25 protein-coding genes are annotated in these 23,631 nt (G+C 70.7%); 11 read left to right on the forward strand and 14 right to left on the reverse strand.

Annotated elements, in window-relative coordinates; translation table 11 throughout:
* Positions 1-51 precede the first annotated feature (51 nt).
* The 3 genes from ACH01S_RS12255 (at position 52) to ACH01S_RS12265 (ending at position 4,099) form a co-directional block, all read left to right on the forward strand.
* Positions 52-681 (forward strand): TetR/AcrR family transcriptional regulator, encoded by a 630-nt coding sequence (locus tag ACH01S_RS12255; protein WP_246236447.1) that lies wholly within the window; start codon positions 52-54, stop codon positions 679-681.
* Between the two features lie 54 nt (positions 682-735).
* Positions 736-3,195 carry an alpha/beta fold hydrolase gene (locus ACH01S_RS12260; RefSeq protein WP_067889500.1) on the forward strand — a complete coding sequence of 820 codons (2,460 nt, stop codon included), beginning with the start codon at positions 736-738 and terminating at the stop codon, positions 3,193-3,195.
* A gap of 73 nt (positions 3,196-3,268) precedes the next feature.
* Complete coding sequence (locus tag ACH01S_RS12265) at positions 3,269-4,099, forward strand: ABC transporter permease (protein ID WP_067889503.1); 831 nt, start codon at positions 3,269-3,271, stop codon at positions 4,097-4,099.
* Positions 4,100-4,375: 276 nt separating this feature from the next.
* Here the strand turns inward: ACH01S_RS12265 and ACH01S_RS12270 are convergent, their stop codons facing one another.
* Together ACH01S_RS12270 and ACH01S_RS12275 are read right to left on the reverse strand one after the other, a co-directional pair.
* Positions 4,376-4,753: a thioesterase family protein gene (locus tag ACH01S_RS12270; RefSeq protein ID WP_067889507.1), complete on the reverse strand. Its 378-nt coding sequence runs from the start codon at positions 4,751-4,753 to the stop codon at positions 4,376-4,378.
* 3 nt (positions 4,754-4,756) lie between these two features.
* Positions 4,757-5,527 (reverse strand): methylenetetrahydrofolate reductase, encoded by a 771-nt coding sequence (locus ACH01S_RS12275; RefSeq protein WP_067889510.1) that lies wholly within the window; start codon positions 5,525-5,527, stop codon positions 4,757-4,759.
* A gap of 94 nt (positions 5,528-5,621) precedes the next feature.
* Between ACH01S_RS12275 and ACH01S_RS12280 the strand changes: the two genes are divergently transcribed.
* A complete protein-coding gene (locus ACH01S_RS12280; RefSeq protein ID WP_067889513.1) occupies positions 5,622-6,128 on the forward strand; it encodes a pyridoxamine 5'-phosphate oxidase family protein in 507 nt (168 codons plus the stop codon).
* A gap of 6 nt (positions 6,129-6,134) precedes the next feature.
* Here ACH01S_RS12280 and panB read toward each other — a convergent pair whose 3' ends face one another.
* The 8 genes from panB to msrA form a co-directional block, all read right to left on the reverse strand.
* Positions 6,135-6,989, reverse strand: a complete 855-nt coding sequence (gene panB / locus ACH01S_RS12285) for a 3-methyl-2-oxobutanoate hydroxymethyltransferase (RefSeq protein WP_067889516.1) — start codon at positions 6,987-6,989, stop codon at positions 6,135-6,137.
* 144 nt (positions 6,990-7,133) lie between these two features.
* The gene (locus ACH01S_RS12290) at positions 7,134-7,895 is read right to left on the reverse strand and encodes a hypothetical protein (protein ID WP_083980592.1); all 762 of its coding nucleotides are present in this window, start codon (positions 7,893-7,895) and stop codon (positions 7,134-7,136) included.
* Positions 7,896-7,906: 11 nt separating this feature from the next.
* The gene (locus tag ACH01S_RS12295; protein WP_067889521.1) at positions 7,907-8,467 is read right to left on the reverse strand and encodes a papain-like cysteine protease family protein; all 561 of its coding nucleotides are present in this window, start codon (positions 8,465-8,467) and stop codon (positions 7,907-7,909) included.
* 168 nt (positions 8,468-8,635) lie between these two features.
* On the reverse strand, positions 8,636-9,523 hold the full coding sequence (locus tag ACH01S_RS43425) for a helix-turn-helix domain-containing protein (protein WP_067889524.1): 888 nt from the start codon (positions 9,521-9,523) through the stop codon (positions 8,636-8,638).
* 110 nt (positions 9,524-9,633) lie between these two features.
* On the reverse strand, positions 9,634-9,972 hold the full coding sequence (locus tag ACH01S_RS12305; RefSeq protein WP_083980594.1) for an Imm51 family immunity protein: 339 nt from the start codon (positions 9,970-9,972) through the stop codon (positions 9,634-9,636).
* Positions 9,973-10,026: 54 nt separating this feature from the next.
* The gene (locus ACH01S_RS12310) at positions 10,027-10,515 is read right to left on the reverse strand and encodes a flavoprotein (protein WP_246236449.1); all 489 of its coding nucleotides are present in this window, start codon (positions 10,513-10,515) and stop codon (positions 10,027-10,029) included.
* Positions 10,512-10,790, reverse strand: a complete 279-nt coding sequence (locus ACH01S_RS12315; protein WP_218010226.1) for a hypothetical protein — start codon at positions 10,788-10,790, stop codon at positions 10,512-10,514. Before ACH01S_RS12315 ends, ACH01S_RS12310 begins: the two co-directional genes overlap by 4 nt.
* Positions 10,791-11,258: 468 nt before the next feature.
* Positions 11,259-11,915, reverse strand: coding sequence for a peptide-methionine (S)-S-oxide reductase MsrA (gene msrA, locus ACH01S_RS12320; protein WP_067889533.1), 657 nt, complete (start codon positions 11,913-11,915; stop codon positions 11,259-11,261).
* A 90-nt stretch (positions 11,916-12,005) separates the two neighbouring features.
* Here msrA and rarD point away from each other — a divergent pair, with 90 nt between their 5' ends.
* From rarD to ACH01S_RS12355, 7 genes are all read left to right on the forward strand, one after another.
* Complete coding sequence (rarD, locus tag ACH01S_RS12325; RefSeq protein ID WP_067889536.1) at positions 12,006-12,875, forward strand: EamA family transporter RarD; 870 nt, start codon at positions 12,006-12,008, stop codon at positions 12,873-12,875.
* 50 nt (positions 12,876-12,925) lie between these two features.
* Entirely contained in the window at positions 12,926-13,279 is a 354-nt protein-coding gene (locus ACH01S_RS12330) for a hypothetical protein (RefSeq protein WP_067889539.1), read from the forward strand.
* A gap of 302 nt (positions 13,280-13,581) precedes the next feature.
* On the forward strand, positions 13,582-15,285 hold the full coding sequence (locus tag ACH01S_RS12335) for a prenyltransferase/squalene oxidase repeat-containing protein (protein WP_148344112.1): 1,704 nt from the start codon (positions 13,582-13,584) through the stop codon (positions 15,283-15,285).
* Positions 15,286-15,680: 395 nt separating this feature from the next.
* Positions 15,681-15,959: a hypothetical protein gene (locus tag ACH01S_RS12340; protein WP_067889542.1), complete on the forward strand. Its 279-nt coding sequence runs from the start codon at positions 15,681-15,683 to the stop codon at positions 15,957-15,959.
* Positions 15,956-16,378: a roadblock/LC7 domain-containing protein gene (locus ACH01S_RS12345; RefSeq protein WP_067889545.1), complete on the forward strand. Its 423-nt coding sequence runs from the start codon at positions 15,956-15,958 to the stop codon at positions 16,376-16,378. The genes ACH01S_RS12340 and ACH01S_RS12345 overlap by 4 nt, the downstream gene beginning before the upstream one ends.
* Positions 16,375-16,812, forward strand: a complete 438-nt coding sequence (locus ACH01S_RS12350) for a DUF742 domain-containing protein (RefSeq protein ID WP_083980595.1) — start codon at positions 16,375-16,377, stop codon at positions 16,810-16,812. The genes ACH01S_RS12345 and ACH01S_RS12350 overlap by 4 nt, the downstream gene beginning before the upstream one ends.
* Positions 16,793-17,407 (forward strand): GTP-binding protein, encoded by a 615-nt coding sequence (locus ACH01S_RS12355; RefSeq protein ID WP_067889548.1) that lies wholly within the window; start codon positions 16,793-16,795, stop codon positions 17,405-17,407. Before ACH01S_RS12350 ends, ACH01S_RS12355 begins: the two co-directional genes overlap by 20 nt.
* An 85-nt stretch (positions 17,408-17,492) precedes the next feature.
* Here the strand turns inward: ACH01S_RS12355 and ACH01S_RS12360 are convergent, their stop codons facing one another.
* From ACH01S_RS12360 to nuoL, 4 genes are read right to left on the reverse strand one after another with little or no spacing between them, the layout of a single operon-like run.
* Complete coding sequence (locus tag ACH01S_RS12360) at positions 17,493-18,539, reverse strand: polyprenyl synthetase family protein (RefSeq protein WP_067889551.1); 1,047 nt, start codon at positions 18,537-18,539, stop codon at positions 17,493-17,495.
* Between the two features lie 10 nt (positions 18,540-18,549).
* A complete protein-coding gene (gene nuoN / locus ACH01S_RS12365) occupies positions 18,550-20,133 on the reverse strand; it encodes an NADH-quinone oxidoreductase subunit NuoN (RefSeq protein ID WP_067889554.1) in 1,584 nt (527 codons plus the stop codon).
* On the reverse strand, positions 20,130-21,710 hold the full coding sequence (locus ACH01S_RS12370) for an NADH-quinone oxidoreductase subunit M (protein WP_067889557.1): 1,581 nt from the start codon (positions 21,708-21,710) through the stop codon (positions 20,130-20,132). The genes nuoN and ACH01S_RS12370 overlap by 4 nt, the downstream gene beginning before the upstream one ends.
* A complete protein-coding gene (gene nuoL / locus ACH01S_RS12375) occupies positions 21,707-23,623 on the reverse strand; it encodes an NADH-quinone oxidoreductase subunit L (protein WP_067889560.1) in 1,917 nt (638 codons plus the stop codon). The genes ACH01S_RS12370 and nuoL overlap by 4 nt, the downstream gene beginning before the upstream one ends.
* Between the last annotated feature and the right edge of the window lie 8 nt (positions 23,624-23,631).

A 23,631-nucleotide genomic window follows, 5' to 3' on the forward strand; every position in this document is an offset into this window, starting at 1 on the left:
CTTATGTAGACGCGTGTTTACTTGCAACTCGTTGGATAATGGTCACCCGACGTGACCGACTACCCGGAGACCGTGATGCGGGTCGAGAACCAGACCGCCGACGAGGCCGAGACCCGGCCGAAACGGGACCGCGAGGCCACCCGCCGCCGGATCCTCGCCGCCGCCCGCGACCTGTTCGGCGAACACGGGTACGACGGCGTCACCGTCCGGATGATCGCGGCCCGCGCGGAGGCGAACACGGCGCTGGTCCACCGCTACTTCGGCTCGAAGCCGGCGCTGTTCGGCGAGGTCCTCGCCGGGGAGTCGGCGCTGCGCGGGGTGATCGCGGGCGACCCGGCGGGGCTGCCGCGGCGGCTCGCCGAGCACTTCGTGCGGCACATCGACCAGCGCCAGGTCACCGCCGTGTCCCGGATGCTGGACCGGTCCGCCGGGCACCCCGAGGTGAAGAAGATCCTGCTCCACTACCTGGAGGACGTGGTCGTCCAGCCGATCGTCGCCCAGCTGGACGGCCCGGACGCCCGCGCCCGCGCGCTGCTCGCGTCCACGATCATCATGGGCGGCGGGCCGATCCGGCGGCTGCTCGGCACCGGCGACCTGCGCGACGTCGACCCGGCCGAGCTCACCGACCGGGTGACCGCGATGTTCACCGCCGCCCTGGCCCCGTACCCCCCGGCGCGGTAAAGACCGGCTCGGCGGCCGGACGGCCCGCGGAGCGCCCCGCATAGGCTGATCTTCATGAGGCCGGGGGGCGCGCTCCGCGCGCGATGGGGCAGGACGGGACGGTCCGCGCGCTGGGCCGCCGCCGGGACGGCGGTCGCGCTCGCCGCCGGAGCCGCCGCGTGGGGCGTCGCCGCGGGCGACGCGCCGCCCGTCCGCACCCTCGACCAGCGGATCGCGGTCGTCGACGGCCCGCACGACGACCAGCGCGTCTCGCTCGACACGACGTTCTACCAGCCGGTCGGCGGCGGCCGGGCACCGGCGGTGCTGCTCGGGCACGGCTTCGGCGGCAGCAAGGCGGACGTCGACCGGCAGGCCCGCGGCCTCGCCCGCGCGGGCTACGCCGTGCTGGCCTGGTCGGCGCGCGGTTTCGGACGCTCCACCGGCGAGATCGCGCTGAACTCCCCCGACTACGAGGTGAAGGACACCCGGCAGCTCGTCGACTGGCTCGCGCGGCGTCCCGAGGTCCGGCTGGACGCGCCCGGCGACCCGCGGCTCGGCATCGCGGGCGCGTCCTACGGCGGCGCGATCGCGCTGCTCACCGCCGCCTACGACCGCCGCGTCGACGCCATCGCCCCGATGATCACCTGGAACGACCTCGCGGACGCGCTGTTCCAGGACGCCGCCGCCGGGAACCCGTCCGACGGCGTGTTCAAGAAGCTGTGGGCGGGCCTGTTCTTCACCAGCGGCGCCGGGCGGACGGCCTGCGGGCGCTTCCTGCCGTCCCTCTGCGCGATGTACCAGGAGATCGCGGAGAAGGGGCGGCCGACCGAGGCGGCCATCGCGACGCTGCGCCGGTCGAGCCCGTCGACCGTCGCCGACCGGATCAGGGTGCCGACGCTGCTCGTCCAGGGGCAGGCCGACTCGCTGTTCCCGCTCGACCACGCCGACGCCACCGCCCGCGCGATCGCCCGGAACGGCGCGCCCGTGTCGGTGGTCTGGTACCAGGGCGGGCACGACGGCGGCGACCCCGAGACCGGCCGGATCGAGGACCTGGTGCTCGGCTTCCTCGACGCGCGCCTGAAGGGCGGCGGCGAGTCGCCGCCGCGCTTCACCGTGACGCGGGCGGGCGGGCTCGACTCGTCCACGCAGCGGGTCGTGGTGGACGAGGCGACGTCCCGGACGTATCCCGGCCTGTCCAACGACCGGCGGCCGCTCCCGCTGAGCGGCGGCCCGCAGACGATCTACAACCCGCCGGGCGGGTCGCCGACCGCGATCTCGGCGCTGCCCGGGCTCGGCGCGCTGGGCTCGTTCGGCGGCGGGCTCGGCGGGGGACGGCTCGCGGCCGAGCAGCCCGGCCAGTTCGCGGTGTTCGACACGGCGCCGCTGGCGCGCCCGCTCCAGTTGACGGGCGCGGCGAGCGTCACGCTCCGGACGGACGGCGACGGCCCCCTGTTCGCCAAGCTCTACGACGTCGCGCCCGGCGGCGGCGCGACGCTGGCGCGGCGGCTGGCCGCGCCGTTCCGGGCGTCCGGCGGGCAGGTCACGGTCGAGCTCCCCGCGATGGACTACCACGTCGACCAGGGGCACCGGCTGCGGCTCGTCGTCGCCACCACCGACATGGGCTTCGCGACACCGGCGAAGCCCGCGTCGTTCACCGTGCGGGTGGTGTCGCCGCTGAGCGTCCCCACGGTTCCGTCGCTGAAGGCCGCGCCGACCCCTATTCCGGATTGGGTGTGGGTTCTGCCGCTGGTCGCCGTCGCGTTGGCGCTCGCCATCGTCCTGCCGGGACGGCTCAGGCGCGGGCCCGAAAAGGACAGCGACGTCCCGCTGGAGATTGTCGGGCTGACGAAGGCGTACAAGAACGGGCATCTGGCCGTGGCCGACCTGTCGTTCCGTGTGGAGAAGGGGCAAGTCCTCGGGCTTCTCGGCCCGAATGGTGCTGGAAAGACGACGACGCTGAGGATGCTCATGGGGCTCATCCACCCCGACTCGGGTGAGATCCGCATCTTCGGTCATCGCGTGTATCCGGGAGCGGCCGTCCTGGCGCGCCTGGGTTCGTTCGTCGAGGGACCCGGGTTCCTCCCCCACCTCACCGGACGCGACAACCTGGACCTCTACTGGCGCGCCACCGGCCGTCCCCTGGACGAAGCCCACCTGGACGAGGCGTTGCAAATAGCCGACCTGGGGTCGGCCCTGGATCGTCCCGTCCGGACGTACTCGCAGGGGATGCGGCAGCGTCTCGCCATCGCGCAGGCCATGCTCGGACTACCAGACCTCCTCGTCCTGGACGAGCCCACCAACGGACTCGACCCGCCACAGATCCGCGAGATGCGGGAGGTGCTCGTCCGCTACGCCGCCGCCGGGCGGACGGTCATCGTCTCCAGCCACCTCCTCGCCGAGGTCGAGCAGACGTGCACGCACGCGGTCGTCATGACCGGCGGCCGCCGCGTCGCCGCGGGCCCCGTCACCGAGATCACCGGCGCCGGACGACGGCTTGAGGACGCGTTTCTGGAGATCATTGGGGAGGGCCGATGACCGGAGCGAAGCGAGGATCATCGGCCCTCCCACCTCGGGGGTCTGGGGGTCGTCCCTCAGAAAGGCAGGGTTCATGAGCGTGTATGACGTGCGGCGGACTTTGCCGCTGCGGGTGGAGGCGGTGCGGCAGTTCCGGCGGCGCCGGACGCTCGTGGCGTTCGGGATCCTGCTCGTCCTGCCGTGGGTGCTGGTCGCCGCGTTCAAGCTCGGCGGCGACCCCGGCCGCGACGGCGTCCCCGGGCTGGTGGACGTCGCGACGGCCGGGGCGCTGAACTTCGCGCTGTTCGCCCTGTTCGTCTCGACCGGGTTCCTGCTCGTCGTCGCCGTCGCGCTGTTCTGCGGCGACACCGTGGCGAGCGAGGCGGGCTGGTCGTCGCTGCGCTACCTGCTCGCCGCGCCGGTGCCGCGCGCCCGGCTGCTCCGCCAGAAGCTGATCGTCGCGCTGTCCTACGCGGTGCTCGCCGTGGTGAGCCTGCCGCTGATGTCGCTGGTCGCGGGCACGGCCGGGTTCGGCTGGGCCGACGTCCGCCTGCCCACCGGCGGGACGGTCCCGGTGGACACCGCGCTCGGCCGGATGGCGATCGTCGTCGGCTACGCGCTGATCTCCCAACTCGTCGTCGCGGCGCTCGCGTTCCTGCTGTCGGTCACCACCGACTCGCCGCTCGGCGCGGTCGGCGGCGCGGTCGGGCTCGTCATCGTCAGCAACATCCTGGACGCGGTCACCGCGCTCGGCTCGGCGCGCGACTTCCTCCCGACCCACTGGATGTACGCGTGGATGGACGTCCTCCAGCCCGAGGTCCAATGGACGGGCATGGCGAAGGGCGCGGCCGTCTCGATCTCCTATGCCGTGGTGTTTTTCGCCCTGGCGTTCCGCCGGTTCCGGACGCGCGACATCGTTTCCTGACAGCGAATTCCGGATGTTTCCGGTCACGGACCGTCCCCGAAAATCGGTCGAACCGGCAGCCGAAGTCGCATAAGCTCTGCGAACCTCACGCACGGCGAGCGCGTCCTACGAACAGAAGCGCGCACCAGGCGCGCTCGACGATTGAATCCCGCCCCTCGGGGGGAGATGATCACCATGGCACGGCAGCAGCTCATCAAACGCCCGCGGCCCCCACGTCAACCGAGCCCGCCCGACCTGCGGTCCCCTTCGGGCCGCCTCTTGCCGTACTGACCGCTTTCAGCGGGCGGCGCGCGCCAGGAACCGTTCCCGGTCGACCACCACCCGCTCTACGACCCCGGTACCCACGACCGTTCCGCGCTCGTCCGTGGCGGTGAACCCGAAGACGAGCCGGGGCCCGTCCACCTCACGGAGCTCGGCCTCGACGGTCACGTGGGCGCCGACCGGACTGGCCGCACGGTGCTCCAGTTCCACGCGCGTCCCGACCGACGTCTTGTCCTCGCCGAGGAACGGCCGGACGGTCTTCACCGTCGCCTCCTCAGCGAGCGCGAGAAGGCGCGGCGTCGCGAGCACGGGAACGTCGCCGCTGCCCGCGTTGACGGCCGTGTCCTCGTCCTCGACGACGATGGACGCCTCGGCCCGCACACCCGGCTCCACGCCTCACAGCTCGCGTTCGAGCCGGGCCGCCACCTCCCGGTACCGGCTGACCGGCACCAGGTGGACGCCGTCGAACGCGCCGCTGTCCCGGATCGCGAGGACCTGTTCGCAGGCCGCCGCGACGCCCGCCGCCCTGTCCCGTTCGACCGCGTCGACGAGTTCGGCGGGAATGGCGATGTCGGGAATGGCGGCCGCGAGGTTGCGCGCCATCCCGGCGCTCGCCAGCACCATCACCCCGGCGTAGACGGGGCCGGTCAGCCGGGCGCCGTCGCGCCAGCGGAGCAGTTCGTCCACCGAATAGCTCACCTGGACGAACGTGAAGTCGGCGGAGCGCTTCCACTCGGCCGTTTTGCGCAGGCCCGTCGTCACGCCGATCTGGAACGGCGCGCAGCCCGCGAAAACGGCGTCCTCGGCGGCGGCGCGGGTCTCCTCCATCATCGCCCGGACGGTCAGTTCGCTCGTCCGGCCGCCGGCCGTCGGTTTGTCCCCGTAAACGAACAGGAAACGGTCGACGCCGTACGCGGCGGCGGTCAGCAGGTCGCGGCGGAATCCCAGCAGATTGCGGTCGCGGGAGTTCAGGCACGCGATGCCGCGCGCTCCCATCGCCTGCACTTCGTGAGCGACCGCCACGCTGGACACGGTCGCCCGTCCAATGTGGTTGTCAGGGATGAGGAAAGAATCCGCGACAGGGCTCAACACGCCGATCTGATGCCGGACTCTGGTGAGATCCGGCTTCATGGGCGGTTCGACCTCGCACACAATCTCGAACGCCATCCCCTGAGCCTATCGTCCGGGTCCGCGGGGATGTCGGTGCCGCACAGTACGGTCGGGGCGTCCGACTTTCGGGCGGTCATATCGAGGAGCGACGATGAGCGAGCCCGTTTCCCGGCTGGACGAACGGTTCAGCGACCCCGGCGCGCAGGCCACGTCCTGGGCCGACGCGCGCGAAGTCCTGGAGAACGCGCAGTTGTCCTGGATCTCCACCGTTCGGCGCGACGGCCGTCCGCACGTCACGCCGCTGGTGGCCGTGTGGCTGGACGGCGCGTTCCATTTCTGCACCGGGCCGTCCGAGCAGAAGACGCTGAACCTCGCCGGAAACCCGCACGTCGTCCTGACCACCGGGGACGGCCGCTGGGACGGGGGCCTCGACGTCATGGTCGAGGGCGAGGCCGAGCGGGTCACCGACCGTCCCGCGCTCGAACGGCTCGCCGCCGCCTGGGCGACCAAATGGACCGGCGAATGGCGGTTCGAGGTGACCGACGCCGGTTTCTCCAACGACGTCGGGGGCGACGCGTATGTGTACGCGGTGCGGCCCGTGAAGGTGCTGGCCTTCGGCAAAGGCACCTTCACGCACACCAGCCACACGTTCTCTTAACGGCCTCTAGCGGTAGACGTGCTCGGGCGCGGGAAAGGCGCCGTCGGCGACCTCTTCGGCGTAGGCGCGGGCGGCTTCGACCATGGTCTGCCGCACTCCCGCGTACTGTTTGACGAAGCGGGGAAGCCGCCCCGGCGTCACGCCGAGCGCGTCGGTCCAGACGAGGACCTGCGCGTCGCATTCCGGCCCTGCGCCGATGCCGATGGTGGGAATGTCCAACGAGTCGGTGACCCGTGAGGCGAGTTCTCCGGGCACCGCTTCGAGGACGACTCCGAACGCGCCCGCCTTCTGGACGGCCCGCGCGTCGCGAACGAGCTGCCGCGCGGCCGTGTCACCGCGTCCCTGTACCCGATAACCGCCGAAGGCGTTCACCGACTGGGGCGTCAGTCCCACGTGCCCCATGACCGGAATTCCCGCGGACACGATCGCGCCGATCTGGGGCGCGCTCCGTTCCCCGCCCTCCAGTTTGACCGCGCCCACCCCCGCCTCTTTGACCAGCCGCAGGGCGCTTTTGAGAGCCTGCTCGGGCCCCTGCTGATAACTGCCGAACGGCAGGTCGCCGATGACGAGGGCGCGCTCGGTGCCCCGGACGACGGCCGCCGCGAGGAGAGCGACCTCGTCCAGGCTCACCGGGACGGTCGAGTCGTATCCGAGATGGTTGTTGCCCATCGTGTCCCCGACGAGCACGACCGGTATTCCGGCCTCGTCGAAAGCGGCGGCGGTCATCGCGTCATAGGCGGTGAGCATCGCCCACCGGTGACCGCGTTCCTTCGCCGCCGCGATGTCCCTTACCGTGACCCGGCCTGACGTCCCGTAAACGGACGCGTCCTGGAATTCCCGGGCATGCGAAATACGCGCCATGGCGACTCCCGTTCGACCGTCTCGAAGCGCCCTTGCCGGCGTCTCCGGACTCCCGCACATCGTTACACACGCGTCCGGGCCCGTACAGGGCGACGGCCGGTGGCGGCGCGGTCGCCCGCGCCGCCACCTGGACCGATCCCGAGGTCAGCGCCGGGCGAGGCGGCGCAGGAACAGCCCGCCCCCGGCGGCGAGGACGAGCCCGAGCCCACCGAACACGACCGGCGTCCCGTCGTTCCCGGCGGTGCTTCCGGCGGTTCCGGAGGACGGGCCGTAGCCTCCCGCCATGCCCTGCCGGTCGTAGGCAGAACCGGGCATCCGGTTCCCGTAGCGTCCGCGCACCGCCTGCCGGTAGGACGCCAGCGTGACGGACGGCGCGCCCGTCACCTGCCGCGCCTCCGCGTTGAGCGGGTGGACACGGCCGCCGTCCAGCCGGTACCAGCCGTTGATCTGCGGCTCGCGGAAGACGGTGCCGGCGTTGCGGGCGAACGTCTCCTCGTCGGCGCCGGACGCGATGTTGGCGAGCCGCCAGGCTCCGCCCGCGCGCACGGCCCAGACCGAGGCGCGCTGCCCGTCGGCCGAGACCGCCTCGGTGGCGAGGAAGGACAGCCGCGCGACCGTGTCGGAACGTCCCGTGACGAAGCCGGGGTCGAGCTCGTAGACGGGCACGGTCGGGCCGGTCAGCCTCGGCGCCATCCGCGCCGCCGCACCGGCGGTGATCTTCGCCGTGCCGCCGCGGGCGGCGAAGAAGCGGGCGAGGGTCGGGGACGCCGCCGCGGCGACCCGCCGGGCGGCGGCCACGTCGGCGGCCGGGGGCCGGGCCGGTGCGGGGGACGCGGCGGCGGCCGGCGCCGCCGCGATCACGGTCGCGACCGCGCCGCCGAGCGCGAGACCTGCGAACAGTTTCATCTCACGTCTCCTCAGGCGCCGATGTAGTCGAGGGAATGGGTCCAGAAGAACGAGTTGTTGCTGACGTAGTAGTTGTACGACGCCCAGTTGTAGCGGTAGTTCGAGGGCCAGGGATCGCCCCAATAGACCATGCTCGAACCGGTGTCGTAGCCGTACAGGACCTGCATGTGCCCGCCGCCGCTCGTCCATTGGATGCGGGCGATGATCGGGCGGCGCGCGTCCACCTCCCGGACGATCGCGGCGTAGGTGAGATAGGTGTAGACGTAGTTACCGGGACTGATTCCGATTTGGCGGAACGCGTTCTGGTCGTTGGCCAGCGTGGCCTGCTCATTGGGGCAGGACGAGTTCATCGCGCGGTTGAACGCCAGGTTGCAGAACTGGTTCTGGCTGTAGGACCTGCCCATGTAGGCGGCCACGGTGTTGCCCGACGCGGCCCAGCACCAGTTGGTCCTTTCCTGGGCCTGCATCGTGATGCCGAGTTTCAGGGCCGCCGCGTCGGCGGTGCCGGGCACTGCCACCGCGGCGAGTGCGAGCGCGCCCACGGCGGCGCGCCAGGCGGTGCGGGTAAGCATGGAGAATGCACTCCTGGGGGACGGTCGAAGGATGGGGGTATCGGGCGCCCTCGACGTCCGCGGAACGTCGAAAAGAATGGTCCCCCCGGCGCGAATCCGAGACAACCCCCCGCGCCGCCGCTGAATTTCAAGGTGTAGGCGGCCAATAAATGAGAAAGGGCGGCCGGGTCAGTCCCACTCCCAGCGGATGCCGTGGACGCCGGGCCGGACCTCCATGTCGGCCATGTGCACGGCGCACCAGCCGGACAGGTGGAGCTCCCCCACGTCGGCGCCCGGCGTCGCCGCGTTCGGCTGCCAGACCCGGTGGCAGCGGACGGGCAGCGCCTCCGGGTCGAACTGGACGTGCAGCAGGTACATGTGCGTCGGATGGCGGAACCAGCGGTGGTAGAAGGTCGCCTCGGGCCCGCCGCCGCTGTAGCCGAACTCGTACTCGATCATGCACGTGTCACCGCGCCGCAAGGGCCGCTCGAACAGCAGCTCCATGGCGGTGACACCCGTCCCAGGGTCAGTGCAGACCTGACCCAGGCGGCAGTGGGACGCCCTCCGTATGTCGGGCAGAATCCCCTTTTCGCAGTAGTGGACGGCGACGTGCCTGTCGACGCCGTCCACCCGCGCCTGGAAGACCGCCCGTGTCCGGACGGACCGCTCGTCGCGGTCGGCCCCGACCCGGAGGCTCTCGTCGCAGCTCAGCCAGCGGAGCTGCCCGTCCACCGGGTTGCGGATCTGCCCGAGGAGGCTGTCGACGCTGGCGTGCACCTGGCTGACGTCCCGGTACGACAGCGCGCCGGGCACCCGGTGCACCCACCGTCCGCGCGGCCGCCGCGGCCCGAGCAGCGCGGACAGCGAGTCCGGCGGCACCTCCAGGATCCCTTCGAGCGCCCGGACGGCCGACAGCGACCGCGACCGCTCCGGACGGCTGCTGCCGCGCTGCCAGTTGCTGAGGCTCGCCACGCTGACGTGGATCCCGCGCTCGGCGAGCCGCACGTGGAGCCGCTCAAGGCTCAGACCTCGCGCCTGGATCGCCGCGCGCAACGCGCCATCGAATGAATCCACCATCGAGGATCCTCCCGCCGAGGCCGCCCGTCCCGGGACAGGCCGCGGGCCAGGCGCAGACGGACCTTAATGGAATCCAGTCCAACAGTCCAGACCTCGTGCGCGGCCGATGGTCAGTCGTCGAATTCGAACCCCGCGGCCGCGGCGGCGGCGACGAGAACGCGCATCCGATCGGCGTCCGTGGCGACGGCGCTCATCAGTTCGCCCAACTCCTGGAGCGCCGGACGGTCGGTGCCGTAGGCGCAGAACATTCCGCCTTCGGGGTCGTAGGAGAACCGCCCGTCGAGCGTTTTCGCCTCGGTGCCGACGAGGAATTGCGCCACGCCTTCCCAGAAGTAGCCGTTCGGCTCATGGCCGAGTTCCTCGACGAGGGCGTCCACTTGGGTGCTTCCCGCGTCCAGCAGCAACGAGAACTGGCCGGGCGTGGTCTCGATCAGTTTCAGGGGGTTCACCCGGCGGATGATGGCACCACCCGCGACGGGACGGCAACCTCGCGACCAGCCGCCTCACCCGTCCAGCGCTTCGAGGACCTCGTCCCACCCCGGCATCGGCGCGCCCGCCTCGAACAGAACGCGGACGCCCATGGAGCGGAGAACGTCCAAATTGGCCCCGAACGCGGAATGACGAACCAGCTCGACCTTGACCTGCGGGACCGCCACCACTGGAACGCCCATCCCGACAAGCTCGCAAAGCATGCCGACGGCGACCGTGTCGGTAATCCCCATGGCCCACTTGTTGATCGTGTTAAAGGTCGCGGGCACGACCACGGCGGCATCGGCGGGAGGCAGCCCGTTGGACGTCTCATGCGGCAACCGGAAATCAGTCCGCACGGGCGCACCGGTAAGGGCGACGAGCCGTTCGACGTCCAGGAACTTGACCCCCATCGGAGTGGCGATCACCCGCACGTCCCACCCGGCCTCCCGCGCCCGCCCCACAAAGCCCGGAAGCTCCACCGCCGCCAGCGCCCCACAAGCAAACACATACAAAACCCTCACCAAGCCCCCTGACGCTCGTCCCCCGTGTCAAAGTACCTGGTGACGTAATCGCGCCCCCCAAGTTCACTCTCCCGCATCAACGAGAATACTTCAGCACCCTCACCGATCACTTCGTCCTCGCCGATGAAATAGGCCTGGGCGAACTCCAAATACTGCCCATCACACTCAGCCGCATATTCGAACGCCCCAACCTCCGCCTTCTGAAGAGCCTCCTCGAAAGACTCCGCCCGCCAAACGGTAACGGTCTCCTCATAAACCTGCCGTCCCTCATGCACCCACCGAAAGACGCAACGAACCCCGTACCAACCAGCCCTACCCACAGCCAAACGCCTCCCGAGAACCGCCTCGCCAAGGATAGGAACGCTACGCGCGCACCTGAGGGCCCACGGAGCACGCCATCCAACGAGCCCCGCAGGTCGGAGCCCCCACCCTTACGCCAGCACCCCCGGCCCACCGTCGTGGACAGAACGCCACCCCTACCGGAAGAATGGAGGCTCATCACCCCTCTGAGGGTTCGCCACAATGAGCGCTCCGGCCCATGCCAAGTATGCGCACGGTCCTCATCGCCTCTATGAGGGTTCGTAACGCTCATGGAACCTAGACTCCGGCCGCGACGGACAGGCTCCCTACGAGGGTCTCTCGGCCGACTGCGCCAGTGAGCGCACGGCTCAGCGCGGACGCATCGTCCTCATGAAGCTAGAGCCGTACCGGCAGTGCTCGACGGGCACGCGGCCTGACGGCCGTTATTCGGCGCGGGCGACGCCGATGGGGCAGCTTAGGCCGGTGCCGGTTATGCCGCAGTAGCCGTTCGGGTTCTTGGCGTCGGAGAGGTACTGCTGGTGGTAGTCCTCGGCGAAGTAGAAGTCGGTGGCCGGGGTGATCTCGGTGGTGATGGGGCCGTAGCCGGACTTCGTGAGGACGGCCTGGTAGGCGTCGCGGGAGGCTTCGGCGGCCTTCTGCTGGGCCTCGGTGCGGGTGAAGACGGCCGAGCGGTACTGGGTGCCGACGTCGTTGCCCTGGCGCATGCCCTGGGTGGGGTCGTGGGACTCCCAGAAGACGCGGAGCAGCTCCTCGTAGCTGATCTTGGACGGGTCGTACACGACGCGGACGGCCTCGGCGTGGCCGGTCAGGCCGCTGCAGACCTCTTCGTAGGTGGGGTTCGGGGTGTAGCCGCCCTCGTAGCCGACGGCCGTGGAGAGGACGCCGGGGGTCCGCCAGAACATGCGCTCGGCGCCCCAGAAGCAGCCGAGGGCGAACTCGGCGATCTCGGCGCCGTCCGGGTAGGGCGGGGCCAGGGGCGCGTCGAGGACCTCATGGCGGGGCGGGACCGGGATGGGCTCGTCCCGTCCGGGGAGGGCCTTGTCGGGGCTGACCATCTGGGTCTTCGCGAAGCCGAACATGCCTTCAGCCTAGCTCGCCGTCCTGGACATGAGTGTGGGTGATTTTGGCTGATTACGTCCTGGTAAGTTGCCCTCGTGGTGAAGCGGGGGATGCTGTACGGGATCGCGGCGTATGCGCTGTGGGGCCTGTTCCCGCTGTACTGGCCGCTGCTGGAGCCCGCGGGGGCCGTCGAGATCCTCGCGCACCGGATCATGTGGTCGCTGGTCGCGGTCGCCGTCGTCCTCGCGGTGGGACGCAACCGGGGCTGGCTCCGGACGCTGACCTGGCGCCGCGCCGTGCTGCTGGCGCTGGCGGCCGCGGTGGTCAGCGTCAACTGGGGGACCTACATCTACGCCGTCAACAGCGGCCGGACGATCGAGGCCGCGCTCGGCTACTTCATCAACCCGCTGATCAGCGTGATGTTCGGCGTGGCGGTGTTCCGGGAGCGGCTCAGGCCGCGGCAGTGGTGGGCGGTCGGGATGGGGACGGCCGCCGTGGTGGTGCTGACCGCCGACTACGGGCGTCCGCCGTGGATCGCGCTGGTCCTCGGCCTCGCCTTCGGGGTCTACGGGATGCTCAAGAAGTTCGTCGACATGCCGTCGGCGGAGGGCCTGGCGGTCGAGACGGCGATGATGTTCCTGCCCGCGCTCGGGTTCGTGCTCGTCCTGGAGGGACGGGGCGAGGCGGCGTTCGGGCACCACGGGGTGGGGAACGCGGTGCTGCTGGCGCTCGCGGGCGTGGTGACGGCCGTCCCGCTGATGCTGTTCAACGCGGCGGCGATCAGGCTCCCGCTGTCGGTGATCGGGATGCTCCAGTACCTGGCGCCGGTGCTGCAGTTCGCTATCGGGCTCTTCGTCCAGCATGAGGAGATGCCGCCGAGCCGTTGGGCCGGTTTCCTGCTGGTTTGGCTCGCACTGGTGATCTTGACATGGGACGGCGTGGCCGCCGCCCGCCGGGAAGCGGTGCCCGAAACGGCCTGAAGGGGCTAAAGTGCCGGACGTCACACGGCCCGGATTCAAGGGAGCTCTCGGTGCGTCTGGTCAGCGTCACCGTCTTGGGATCGGCACTCGTCGCGGCGGGGATGCTGGCGCCGGGCACGGGTGAGGCGAACGCGACGCACCACGACGAGGTCCGGGTGAGGCCGGAGGTGGCGCGCCCCGGCGAACGGGTCGAGGTCACCGCCCCCCGGTGCGCGGACACCGGGCGCGAGGTGACGTCCGAGGCGTTCGACGGCCCGGTCGCGAACGGGACGGCGACCGTCCGCGAGAACACCGAGCCCGGTGCCTACACGGTCACCGCGCGATGCGGCAGAGTCTCGGTGAAAGGCCAGTTCAGAGTGGCCGGACGGCTCGTCTGGCCGACCCTGCTGACCACGGCCCGCTAGGCCGCCCGCGGATTCGGCGGAGTTCGATCGTCCATTCGATTTCATGATGTGCGAACAACTGCGGCCGCGCTGTCAAGAGCCATTGACCGATCTGACATATCGCTTGCAAGGTGAGGCAGGTCACGCACCGATACGCACAATTACTGCCGGTGCAACGCTTGTTTTCGTTAAATGATCATGTGATACTTCCTTCAACTCGGTCAGAACGCCCATCTAACACCAAAGCGCACCTCCAGCTCCCGCATGCTCGATAACCCTCAGATCCCCCCACCAGGGGCTTCCTCGGACCGCTGGGAGGAATTGTGAGCTGCAAATGCGCGACGCCGTCGGGGGCCAGGTGGGAGGAGGACTCCGACGACGTGGCCGCCGCGGCGCGCGACCTCCTGCGCGGCCTCCTCACCCGCCCCTGGGGGCACGTGTCGCCGTCGATCTACGAGACCGGGCGCGTGGTCTCGCTGTCCCCGTGGCTGGAGGGGCACGCGCGGCGCGTCCGGCACATCCTGGACGCGCAGCGCCCGGACGGCTTCTGGGGCGCGCCGGGCGCGTATGCCGTCGTCCCGACGCTGAGCGCGGTGGAGGCGCTGCTCACGGTCGTCCAGGACGGCGAGGACGGCTCCCGCCGGACGGACGGCGTGGATCCAGGGGAGGCGACGGGCGCGCTCGCGCGGTCGCTGCCCCCGCTCCTCCGGCGGCTACCGACCCTGGATTTCACAAGATTTCCAGACATGCCCGCGAACGACCTGATCGTCGATTCCCTCGTCGGCTCGATCAACCGGCGCCTGGACGACCTGGACGAGCTCGACGACTCCCCCGCCGCCAAGACCGTGCCGACCGGCGCCCGGCTGGGAAACCCGAAGGGCCTGGACGGGACGCGCCTGGCCAAGATGCGCGCCGCCCTCACCGCGGGCGCCGCGCTCCCGGACAAGGTGACGCACGCGCTGGAGGTGACGGGCGACCTCGCGCGCGAGGCGCGGACGATCCGTCCGGGCCCGGTCGGGGCGGTCGGCGCCTCCCCGGCGGCCACCGCCGCGTGGCTCGGCGGGCGCGGCGCGCGGGAACCGCGCCACCCGGCCAGGCTGTTCCTGGAGGCCGTCTCCGACGAGCACGCGGGCCCGGTGCCCTGCGGCTCCCCGATCACCGTCTTCGAGCGCGCGTGGGTCCTCAGCACCCTCGCCCGGACGGGGATCGTGTCCAGCGCGCCGCCCGCGCTGCTGGACGGCCTCGCCGCCGCGCTCGGTCCGGTCGGCACCCCGGCGGCGGAGGGCCTCCCGGCGGACGCGGACACGACGTCGGCCGTCCTGTACGCGCTCGGCCTGCTCGGCAGGCCGAGGTCCCCGGACGCCCTCTGGGCCTACGAGACGCCGACGCATTTCTGCACCTGGCCCGGCGAGGAGGGCTTCTCGGTCACGGTCAACGCCCATGTTCTCGAAGCGTTCGGCCAATACCTGCTCGACGTCCTCAGGACGGGAGAGACGCCCTCGACGTCCATTCCGCGCTGCACGAAGACGGTCGGCGACCTCGTCACGCTCCTCTGCGAACGGCAGCGCGAGGACGGAAGCTGGACCGACCGGTGGCACGCGTCGCCCTACTACGCGACGCTGTGCTGCGTCGCGGCGCTGAGCCGCTTCGGCGGCGGCAGGGCGGCCGGGACCCTCGCCCGCGCCCGCGCGTGGGTCCTGGACACCCAGCGCCCCGACGGCTCTTGGGGCCGCTGGGAGGGGACGGCGGAGGAAACGGCGTACGCGCTTCAGATACTGCTGCCGTCCGCCGACGCCGCCGGACCCGACCCGGTACCGGACTCGGAGTCGGACATGGCGGGGAAATACAAGGAATCCATAACTAGGGCGTACGAATTTCTCCCGGCGCCCTCGGACAATGGACGTCTTCTGGGCCCCGCGCTGTGGCACGACAAGGACCTCTACCTCCCGGTCGCCGTGGTGCGCGCATCCGTCCTGGCCGCCCGGCATCTCGCGAGGAAGTACGTCCATACCATCGAACACACCTGACAGCAACACATCGTTCATGTCTTTTGCACCACAGGCCAGGGCGTAAATAGCAAAAACCCTCAGATGAGGGGAAGAAAGTACATCTTCTGAGCCCGCAACGTTGCTAAGGTACTGGCGCATGCGGAGGCGATGGCTTACCTATCGCGCCGCAAGCCTGGACACCACGGCCCCGAACCCCCCGTCGCGGCGGTCCGTCGGCCGATCGGGAACTCGTTGAGGACTTGTTGATGCGCTTCCGCAACTCACGTCTGCGGACGAAGACCGCCATTGGAGCCGGAGTCCCGGTCGGCGGGTGCGCCGGGTCCGGCGCGCGGGGCCCGCGGAGGTCCGCGGCGCCGGCGGCGCTCGCCGCGTGCCCGGCGGCCGCGACCAGAGAGCCGGAGGATCTGCCACCCGTGCCTGACACCTCGAGCACACCGTCCGGGCTTCCCGTCCGGGTCCCGCAGGCCAACCTCGCCGAGCCGCTCCGCGGCGCGGAGCAGGCCGCCGAGGTCGAGGAGGAGCCGGACGATCCGGGCCGCTCCCCCGCGGAGATCCAGCGGATCATGGGCTCGTACCAGCGCGGCGCCAAGCGGGGGCGCTTCGATGCCGCGCGAGCGGAACGCGCCGGGCGGACCGGCGCCGAAACAGGGGACACCGGCACCGAAACAGCGGAAGGCGAGGCAGATCAGTGACGCAGAAGACCGGTTCCTCCTCCGATCTGGGCTGGCTGCTGGACGACCTGGTCCACCGGCTCCCGCACGCCCGCAGCGCCGTGGTGCTGTCCGCGGACGGCCTGCTCATGGCGTCGTCGGAGGGCTTCCCGCAGGACGACGGCGAGCACCTCGCCGCGGTCGCCGCCGGGATCCAGAGCCTCGCCAAGGGCGCCGGGACGCGGTTCGGCGGCGGCCCGGTCCGGCAGACGATCGTCGAGATGCAGTCGGCGTTCCTGCTGGTCACGGTGGCCGGCAAGGGCGCCTGCATCGCGGTGCTCGCGGGCGAGGACGCCGACGTCGGCCTGATCGCCTACGAGATGGCCATGCTGGTCACGAGCATGGGCCACCACCTCAGCACGCCGACGCGCACCGAACCCGCGGAGGGACGCCCGTCATGATCCCCCCGGACGACCCGGCCCAGGACCCCTGGCCGGACGACCCGCCGGCCCAGGACCCGGCGGCGCCCGCCGAGGACCGGTTCCTCGACGAGCACGCCGGCCCCATGGTGCGGCCGTACGTGATGACCAGCGGGCGGATCGAGCCGACCCGCGGCAAGTTCGACCTCATCACGCTCGTGGTGGCGGTCGGTCCCGAACCCGAGGGCGCGATCGGCCTCGGTCCAGAGCACCTCGCCATCATCCGGCTCTGCCAGAACGTGATGTCGGTCGCCGAGCTCACCGGCCACCTCGACCTTCCCGTCGCGACCGTCCGGGTGATGCTCGGCGACCTGCTCGACAAGGGGTTCGTCTCCATGCAGGAACCCGAACCGGAGGCGGACATGCACGACATCAGGCTCTACAAGGCGGTGATCGATGGTCTCCGGGCCCTCTAGACGAGAAGTGCGCGCCCGCCGGCTCCCCACCGCGGTCAAGATCGTGATCGCGGGCGGCTTCGGGGTCGGCAAGACCACCATGGTGGGCACGGTCTCCGAGACCCAGCCGCTGCGGACCGAGGAACTCCTCACCGACGAGAGCGTCGGCGTGGACGACATCTCCGGGGTGGAGCGCAAGGACTCCACCACCGTCGCGATGGACTTCGGGCGCATCACCATGCGGAACGAGTACGTCCTGTACCTGTTCGGGACGCCCGGTCAGAAGCGCTTCTGGTTCATGTGGGACGAGGTGGCCCTCGGCGCGCTCGGCGCCGTCGTCCTCGCCGACACGCGGCGGCTGTCGGACTGCTTCCCGTCCGTGGACTACTTCGAGCGCCGCCAGACGCCGTTCATCGTCGCGGTGAACTGCTTCGAGGGCGCCAAGCGCTACGACCTCGACGAGATCCAGATGGCGCTGAACCTCGGCCCGAAGGTCCCGGTGATGCTCTGCGACGCCCGCAAGATCGAGTCGTGCAAGCAGGTGCTGATCGACCTCGTCCTGCACGCGATGAAGGTCCGCGGGCTGACCGACGCGCCCGCGCCCCAGCAGGTCTGACGCGAAGCGGCGGCGGGCGCCCGGGGGAGTCTCCCGGCGCCCGCCGCCGCTTTTCGCGTAGTGCCCGCGCCGCGACGGCCCGCCGTCAGCCCGTGCGGGAGACGACGTAGTCGCAGAGGTGCGTGAACGCGTCGCGCGCCGGGATGGCCGGGAGGGTGAGGAGCTCGGCGCGGGCGTCCTCGGCCCAGCGGCGCAGGTCGGCGCGGGCGCGGTCCATGGCCGGGTGGGCGCGCAGCAGCGCGAGGGCCTCGGCGTGCAGCGCGTCGTCGGCGGACAGGTCCCGGACGAGCAGTTCCCGCAGCCGCGCGTCGTCCGCGCCCGAGCCGACCCCGGCGAGGACGTGGTGCATCGGCAGCGTCCGGATGCCCTCGCGCAGGTCGGTGCCGGGCGTCTTGCCCGACTCCTCCGTCTCGGACGCGATGTCGAGGATGTCGTCCGACAGCTGGAACGCGACGCCGATCTTCTCGCACGCGGACGTGACCGTGTCGACGACGTGCGTGGGCGCGCCCGCGAGCAGCGCGCCGAAATGCCCGGACACGGCGATCAGCGACCCGGTCTTGTCGGCCAGGACCTGAAGGTAGTGCTTGAGCGGGTCGGCCTCCGGGCCGGGCCCGACGGTCTCCTGGATCTGGCCGCGGACGAGCCGCGCGAACGCCCGCGCCTGGATCCGGACGGCGTCCGGCCCGAGGTCGGCGAGCAGGTCGGACGCGCGGGCGAACAGGTAGTCGCCGGTGAGGATCGCGACGGTGTTCGTCCAGCGGGAGTTCGCGGACTCCTGCCCGCGCCGGACGGTCGCCTCGTCCATCACGTCGTCGTGGTAGAGCGTGCCGAGGTGGGTCAGCTCGACGACGACCGCCGCGGGCACGACGCCCGGCGCGGCGGGGTCGCCGAAGTGGGACGCGAGCAGCACCAGCATCGGCCGGAAGCGCTTGCCGCCCGCCTCGACCAGATGCCTGGAGGCGTCGCTGAGCAGCGGGTCCTCGCCGCGCACGCAGTCCAGCAGCAGGGCCTCGACGGCGGCGAGGCGCTCCCGCGCGTCCGCCGCGAGCGCGGCGTCAAGGGAAAGCCCGAACGGGCCGGTCTCTTCCCGAGCCGGCCCGTTCGTCTTTTCAGCGGATGGTGGGTTGCTCACCCAGGACTCCCTACCGGACGAACATGTGGGTCGTGGCTTGTCCCGCAAGGTCCAGAACGGGCTGTGGGAGCACGCCGAGTACCACAGTAGCCGTCACGCCGAGCGCGACGGCGACCGCGGTCGCCGGGCCCGCCACGACGACCGGCCCGTCCGCGTCCGGCTCGCTGAAGAACATGACCACGATCACGCGCACGTAGAAGAACGCGGCCACCGCCGACGACACGACCGCGACGATCACCAGCGGCGTGGCGCCGGACTCGACGGCCGCCTTGAACACCGCGAACTTCCCGGTGAAGCCGCTCGTCAGCGGGATGCCCGCGAACGCCAGCAGAAAGAACGCGAACACGCCCGCGACGACCGGGGACCGCTTGCCGAGCCCCGCCCAGCGGGACAGGTGCCCCGCCTCGCCGCCCGCGTCCCGCACCATCGTGACGACGGCGAACGCGCCGACCGAGGTGAAGCCGTAGGCGAGCAGGTAGAACAGCGTGCTGGACAGGCCGTGCGGGGACGCCGCGATCACGCCCATGAGCAGGAAGCCCGCGTGCGCGATGGACGAGTAGGCCAGCATCCGCTTGATGTCGGTCTGGGTGATCGCGATGATCGACCCGATCGCCATCGTGAGAATCGCCACACCCCACATGAAGGGGCGCCAGTCCCACTCCAGCGTCTCGAACACGACGTAGTAGACGCGCAGGATCGCGCCGAACGCCGACACCACCGTGCAGGACGCCATCAGCGCCGTGATCGGGGTGGGGGCGCCCTGGTAGACGTCCGGCTTCCACATGTGGAACGGGACGCCGCCGAGCTTGAACAGCAGCCCGACCGACAGCAGCGCGGCGCCCGCGAGCAGCAGCGTCTCGCTGCCCGCGTCCTTGCTGATCTGCGCGGAGATGTCGGACAGCCGCACCGACCCGGCGTAGCCGTAGAGCAGCGCCGTCCCGTACAGGAAGAACGCCGACGAGAACGCGCCGAGCAGGAAGTACTTGACCGCCGCCTCCTGGGAGAGGAGCCGCCGCCTGCGGGCGAGCCCGCACAGCAGGTACAGCGGCAGCGACAGCACTTCGAGCGCGACGAACATCGTCAGCAGGTCGTTCGCGGCCGGGAACATCATCATGCCGCCGACGGCGAACATCATCAGCGGGAACACCTCGGTCTGGGTGATCCCGGCCTGCGCGGTGCGCTGCTCGGCCTCGCTGCCCGGCAGCGCGGACGCCTGCGCGGCGAAGTGCCCGCCGGCCCGGCCGCCGCGCTCGGCGATCAGCAGCAGGCTGACCAGCGCGAGGACGAGGATGGTGCCCTGCAGGAACAGGGTCGGGCCGTCCACGCCGAGCGCGCCCTCCGCCGCGACCTCGTGCGGGTCGTCGCGCCACGCGAGGACGATCGTCCAGGCGAAGGCCCCGGCGAGGGCGAGGAAGGCGATCGGCACCTGCGCCCAGTACCGCGCGGTCCGGCCGACGAACGCCTCGACGAGCACGCCGAGGATGGCGGCGCCGAAGACCAGCAGCATGGGGGCGAGCTGCCCGTACTCGATGTGCGGCGCGGGGATGTCACCCCCCTGCGCGAGGACCGCGCTCACCTGCGTGCCGGTGTTCATGGACGGGCTCCGTTCTCGGCGACGTTACCGGTGATGTCCGGCCTCGGGTCCTGCTTGTCGACCCGGGCCAGCGTCTCCTTCACCGACGGGTTGATCACGTGCAGCACCGGCTGCGGGAAGAAGCCCATCGCGACGATGATCGCGATGATCGGGGCGACGGCCCACTTCTCCCGGGCGGTCAGGTCCTTCATGCCCTCGACGGCGGGGACCTTCGGGCCGCCCATCGTCCGCTGGTACATCCACAGGATGTAGATCGCGGCGAGGACGACGCCGGTGACCGCGAGCGCGCCCGCCCACTTGTAGCGGGAGAACGTGCCGACGATGACGAGGAACTCCGAGACGAACGTGGACAGGCCGGGCAGCGACAGCCCGGACAGGCCCGCGACGAGGAACGTCCCGGCGAGGATGGGCGCGACCTTCTGCACCCCGCCGTAGTCGGAGATCTTCGCCGACCGGCGCCGGACGATCATGAACCCGATGACCAGGAACAGCGCGCCGGTGGAGAACCCGTGGTTGACCATGTAGAGCGTCGCGCCGGACTGCCCCTGCGACGTCATCGCGAAGATGCCGAGCACGATGAACCCGAAGTGCGACACCGACGTGTAGGCGATGAGCCGCTTCAGGTCGACCTGCCCGATCGCGAGGATCGCGCCGTAGATGATGCTGAGCACCGCGAACCCGAGCACCACGGGCGTCGCCCACTTGGACGCGCCCGGGAACAGCTCCAGGCAGAACCGCAGCATCCCGTACGTGCCGACCTTGTCGAGGACGCCGACGATCAGCACCAGCGCGCCGGGCGGGGACTGCTGCGCCGCGTCCGGGAGCCAGGTGTGCACCGGCACCATCGGCGCCTTGATCGCGAACGCGACGAAGAACCCGAGGAACAGCCACTTGGCGGTGGTCGGGTCGATGTTCATCTTCGCGAGCTCGTCGAACATGAACGTGCCGCGGCCGAGGCCGCCCTCCGACACCGGCTTGCTCGACAGCGGGTACAGCCAGATGACCGCGACCAGCATGAGCAGCCCGCCGAACAGCGAGTACAGCAGGAACTTCACCGCGGCGTAGGAGCGCTGCGCGCCGCCGTAGTACCCGATGATGAAGTACACCGGGATGAGCATCGCCTCGAAGAAGACGTAGAACAGGAACACGTCGGTCGCCGCGAAGACGCCGATCATGGCCGCTTCGAGCGACAGCAGCAGCGCGAAGTACGTCTTCACCGACCGCTTCGCCGGGACGTCGACGCCGCCGGAGCGGTCGGCCTCCGTCCAGGACGCGAGCATCACCAGCGGGACGAGGATCACCGACAGCAGGATCAGCACCAGCGCGACGCCGTCGACGCCGACCGCCCAGTGGACCCCGAACTCCTTGATCCACCAGTACTTCTCGGTGTACTGGAAGCGGTCGCCGCCCGCGTCGAAACCGGCCGCCATCACGCCGGCGAGGACCGCGACGACGAGCGAGACGCCGATCGCGAACTGCTTGACCAGCGCCTCCCGCTCCCGCGGTATGACGCTGAGCAGCACCGCGCCCACGAGGGGCAGCGCGATGAGGACGCTCAGCCAGGGAAAGTCGTTCACGAGACATTCACCGCCAGCAGGGCGGCGACCACGAGCGCGGCGCCGCAGAACATGGAGAGTGCGTAGGAACGGGCGAAGCCGGTCTGGACGCGGCGGAACCGGCCGGACGTCCCGCCGATCCCGGCGGCCGTGCCGTTCACGGCGCCGTCGACGCCGCGGCCGTCGAACCAGACCGCGAGCCGGGTCAGCCACTGGCCGGGACGCATCAGCAGCGACTCGTTGATCGCGTCGCCGTACAGGTCCTTGCGGGCCGCGACGGTGACGAACGAGCCCTTCGGCGCCTCGCGCGGCACCTTCCGGCTGCCGTACTGCCGCCACGCGATCGCCGCGCCGACGAGCATCAGCACGAAGGTCGCGATGCCCGGAGCGGTGAGCCACTTGAACCCGGCCTCGTGCTCGGGCGCCCCGACGACCGGCTCCAGGAAGTCGGAGAAGCCGCCGAGGATCAGGAAACCGCCCGCGCCCACGGACCCGACCGCGAGCAGCATCAGCGGCCAGGTCATGACGGCCGGGGACTCGTGCGGGTGGACGTCGTCCTCCCAGCGCTTCTCACCGAAGAACGTCATGAACATCACGCGCGACATGTAGTACGCGGTGATGCCCGCGCCGATCAGCGCGCACGAGCCGAGGATCGCGCCGGACGTCCCGCCCTTCTCGTAGGCGGCCTCGATGATGCCGTCCTTCGTGAAGAAGCCGGAGAACGGCGGGCAGCCGATGATGGCGAGATACCCGAGCCCGAACGTGACGTAGGTGGTCACCATGACGGCGCGGAGCGCGCCGTAGTGGCGCATGTTCACGTCGTCCTTCATGCCGTGCATGACCGATCCGGCGCCGAGGAACAGGCCCGCCTTGAAGAAGCCGTGCGCGATGAGGTGCGCTATGGCGAAGACGTAGCCGGGCTTGCCGAGGCCCGCGGCGAGGTGCATGTAGCCGATCTGCGACATCGTCGACCCGGCGAGGGCCTTCTTGATGTCGTCCTTGCCGCACCCGATGATCGCACCGGCGAGCAGCGTGGCCGCGCCGACGATCGTCACCACGAGCTGCGCGGTGTCGGACATCTCGAAGATCGGCCCGGACCGGACGATCAGGTACACGCCCGCGGTCACCATCGTCGCCGCGTGGATCAGCGCCGACACCGGGGTCGGGCCCTCCATCGCGTCCAGCAGCCAGGACTGGAGCGGGAGCTGCGCCGACTTGCCGCACGCGCCGAGCAGGAGCAGCAGCCCGATCGCCGTCGCGGTGCCGGTGCCGAGCTTGGAGGCGAGCCCCACGTGCTCGGCGCCGGTGCCGAGGATCGGGCCGAAGCCGACCGTCCCGAACGTGGCGAACATCAGCGCGATCGCGATGATCAGCCCCATGTCGCCGACGCGGTTGACGACGAACGCCTTCTTCGCCGCGGTCGCCGCCGTGGGCTTGTACTGCCAGAACCCGATCAGCAGGTACGAGGCGAGGCCGACGCCCTCCCAGCCGAGGAACATGACCAGGTAGTTGTCGCCGAGCACCAGCAGCAGCATCGCCGCGACGAACAGGTTCAGGTAGGCGAAGAACTTGCGGCGCTCGGGGTCCTCGGCCATGTAGCCGATCGAGTAGATGTGGATCAGCGACCCGACCCCGGTGATCAGCAGGACGAAGCTGATCGACAGCGGGTCGACCAGCAGGTCCATGCCGACCTTGAAGGAGCCGACGTCGATGAAGTCCCACAGGTGCACGGTGCGGCGCCGGTCGGCGGCGTCGTAGCCGAGCATCTGGACGAACATCGCCGCGCCCACCGCGAAGGACGCGACCGACATGGCGACGCCGAGCAGGTGCCCCCACTTGTCGGTGCGTCTCCCCCCGAGCAGGAGGATCGCGGCGCCGGCGAGCGGCAGCGCGATGAGGAGCCAGGACGCGGCCTGGATGCCTTCCGCTTTCATCCCGAGCC

It is taken from the genome of Actinomadura chibensis NBRC 106107, assembly GCF_001552135.1.
In the GTDB taxonomy this organism is placed as follows: domain Bacteria; phylum Actinomycetota; class Actinomycetes; order Streptosporangiales; family Streptosporangiaceae; genus Spirillospora; species Spirillospora chibensis.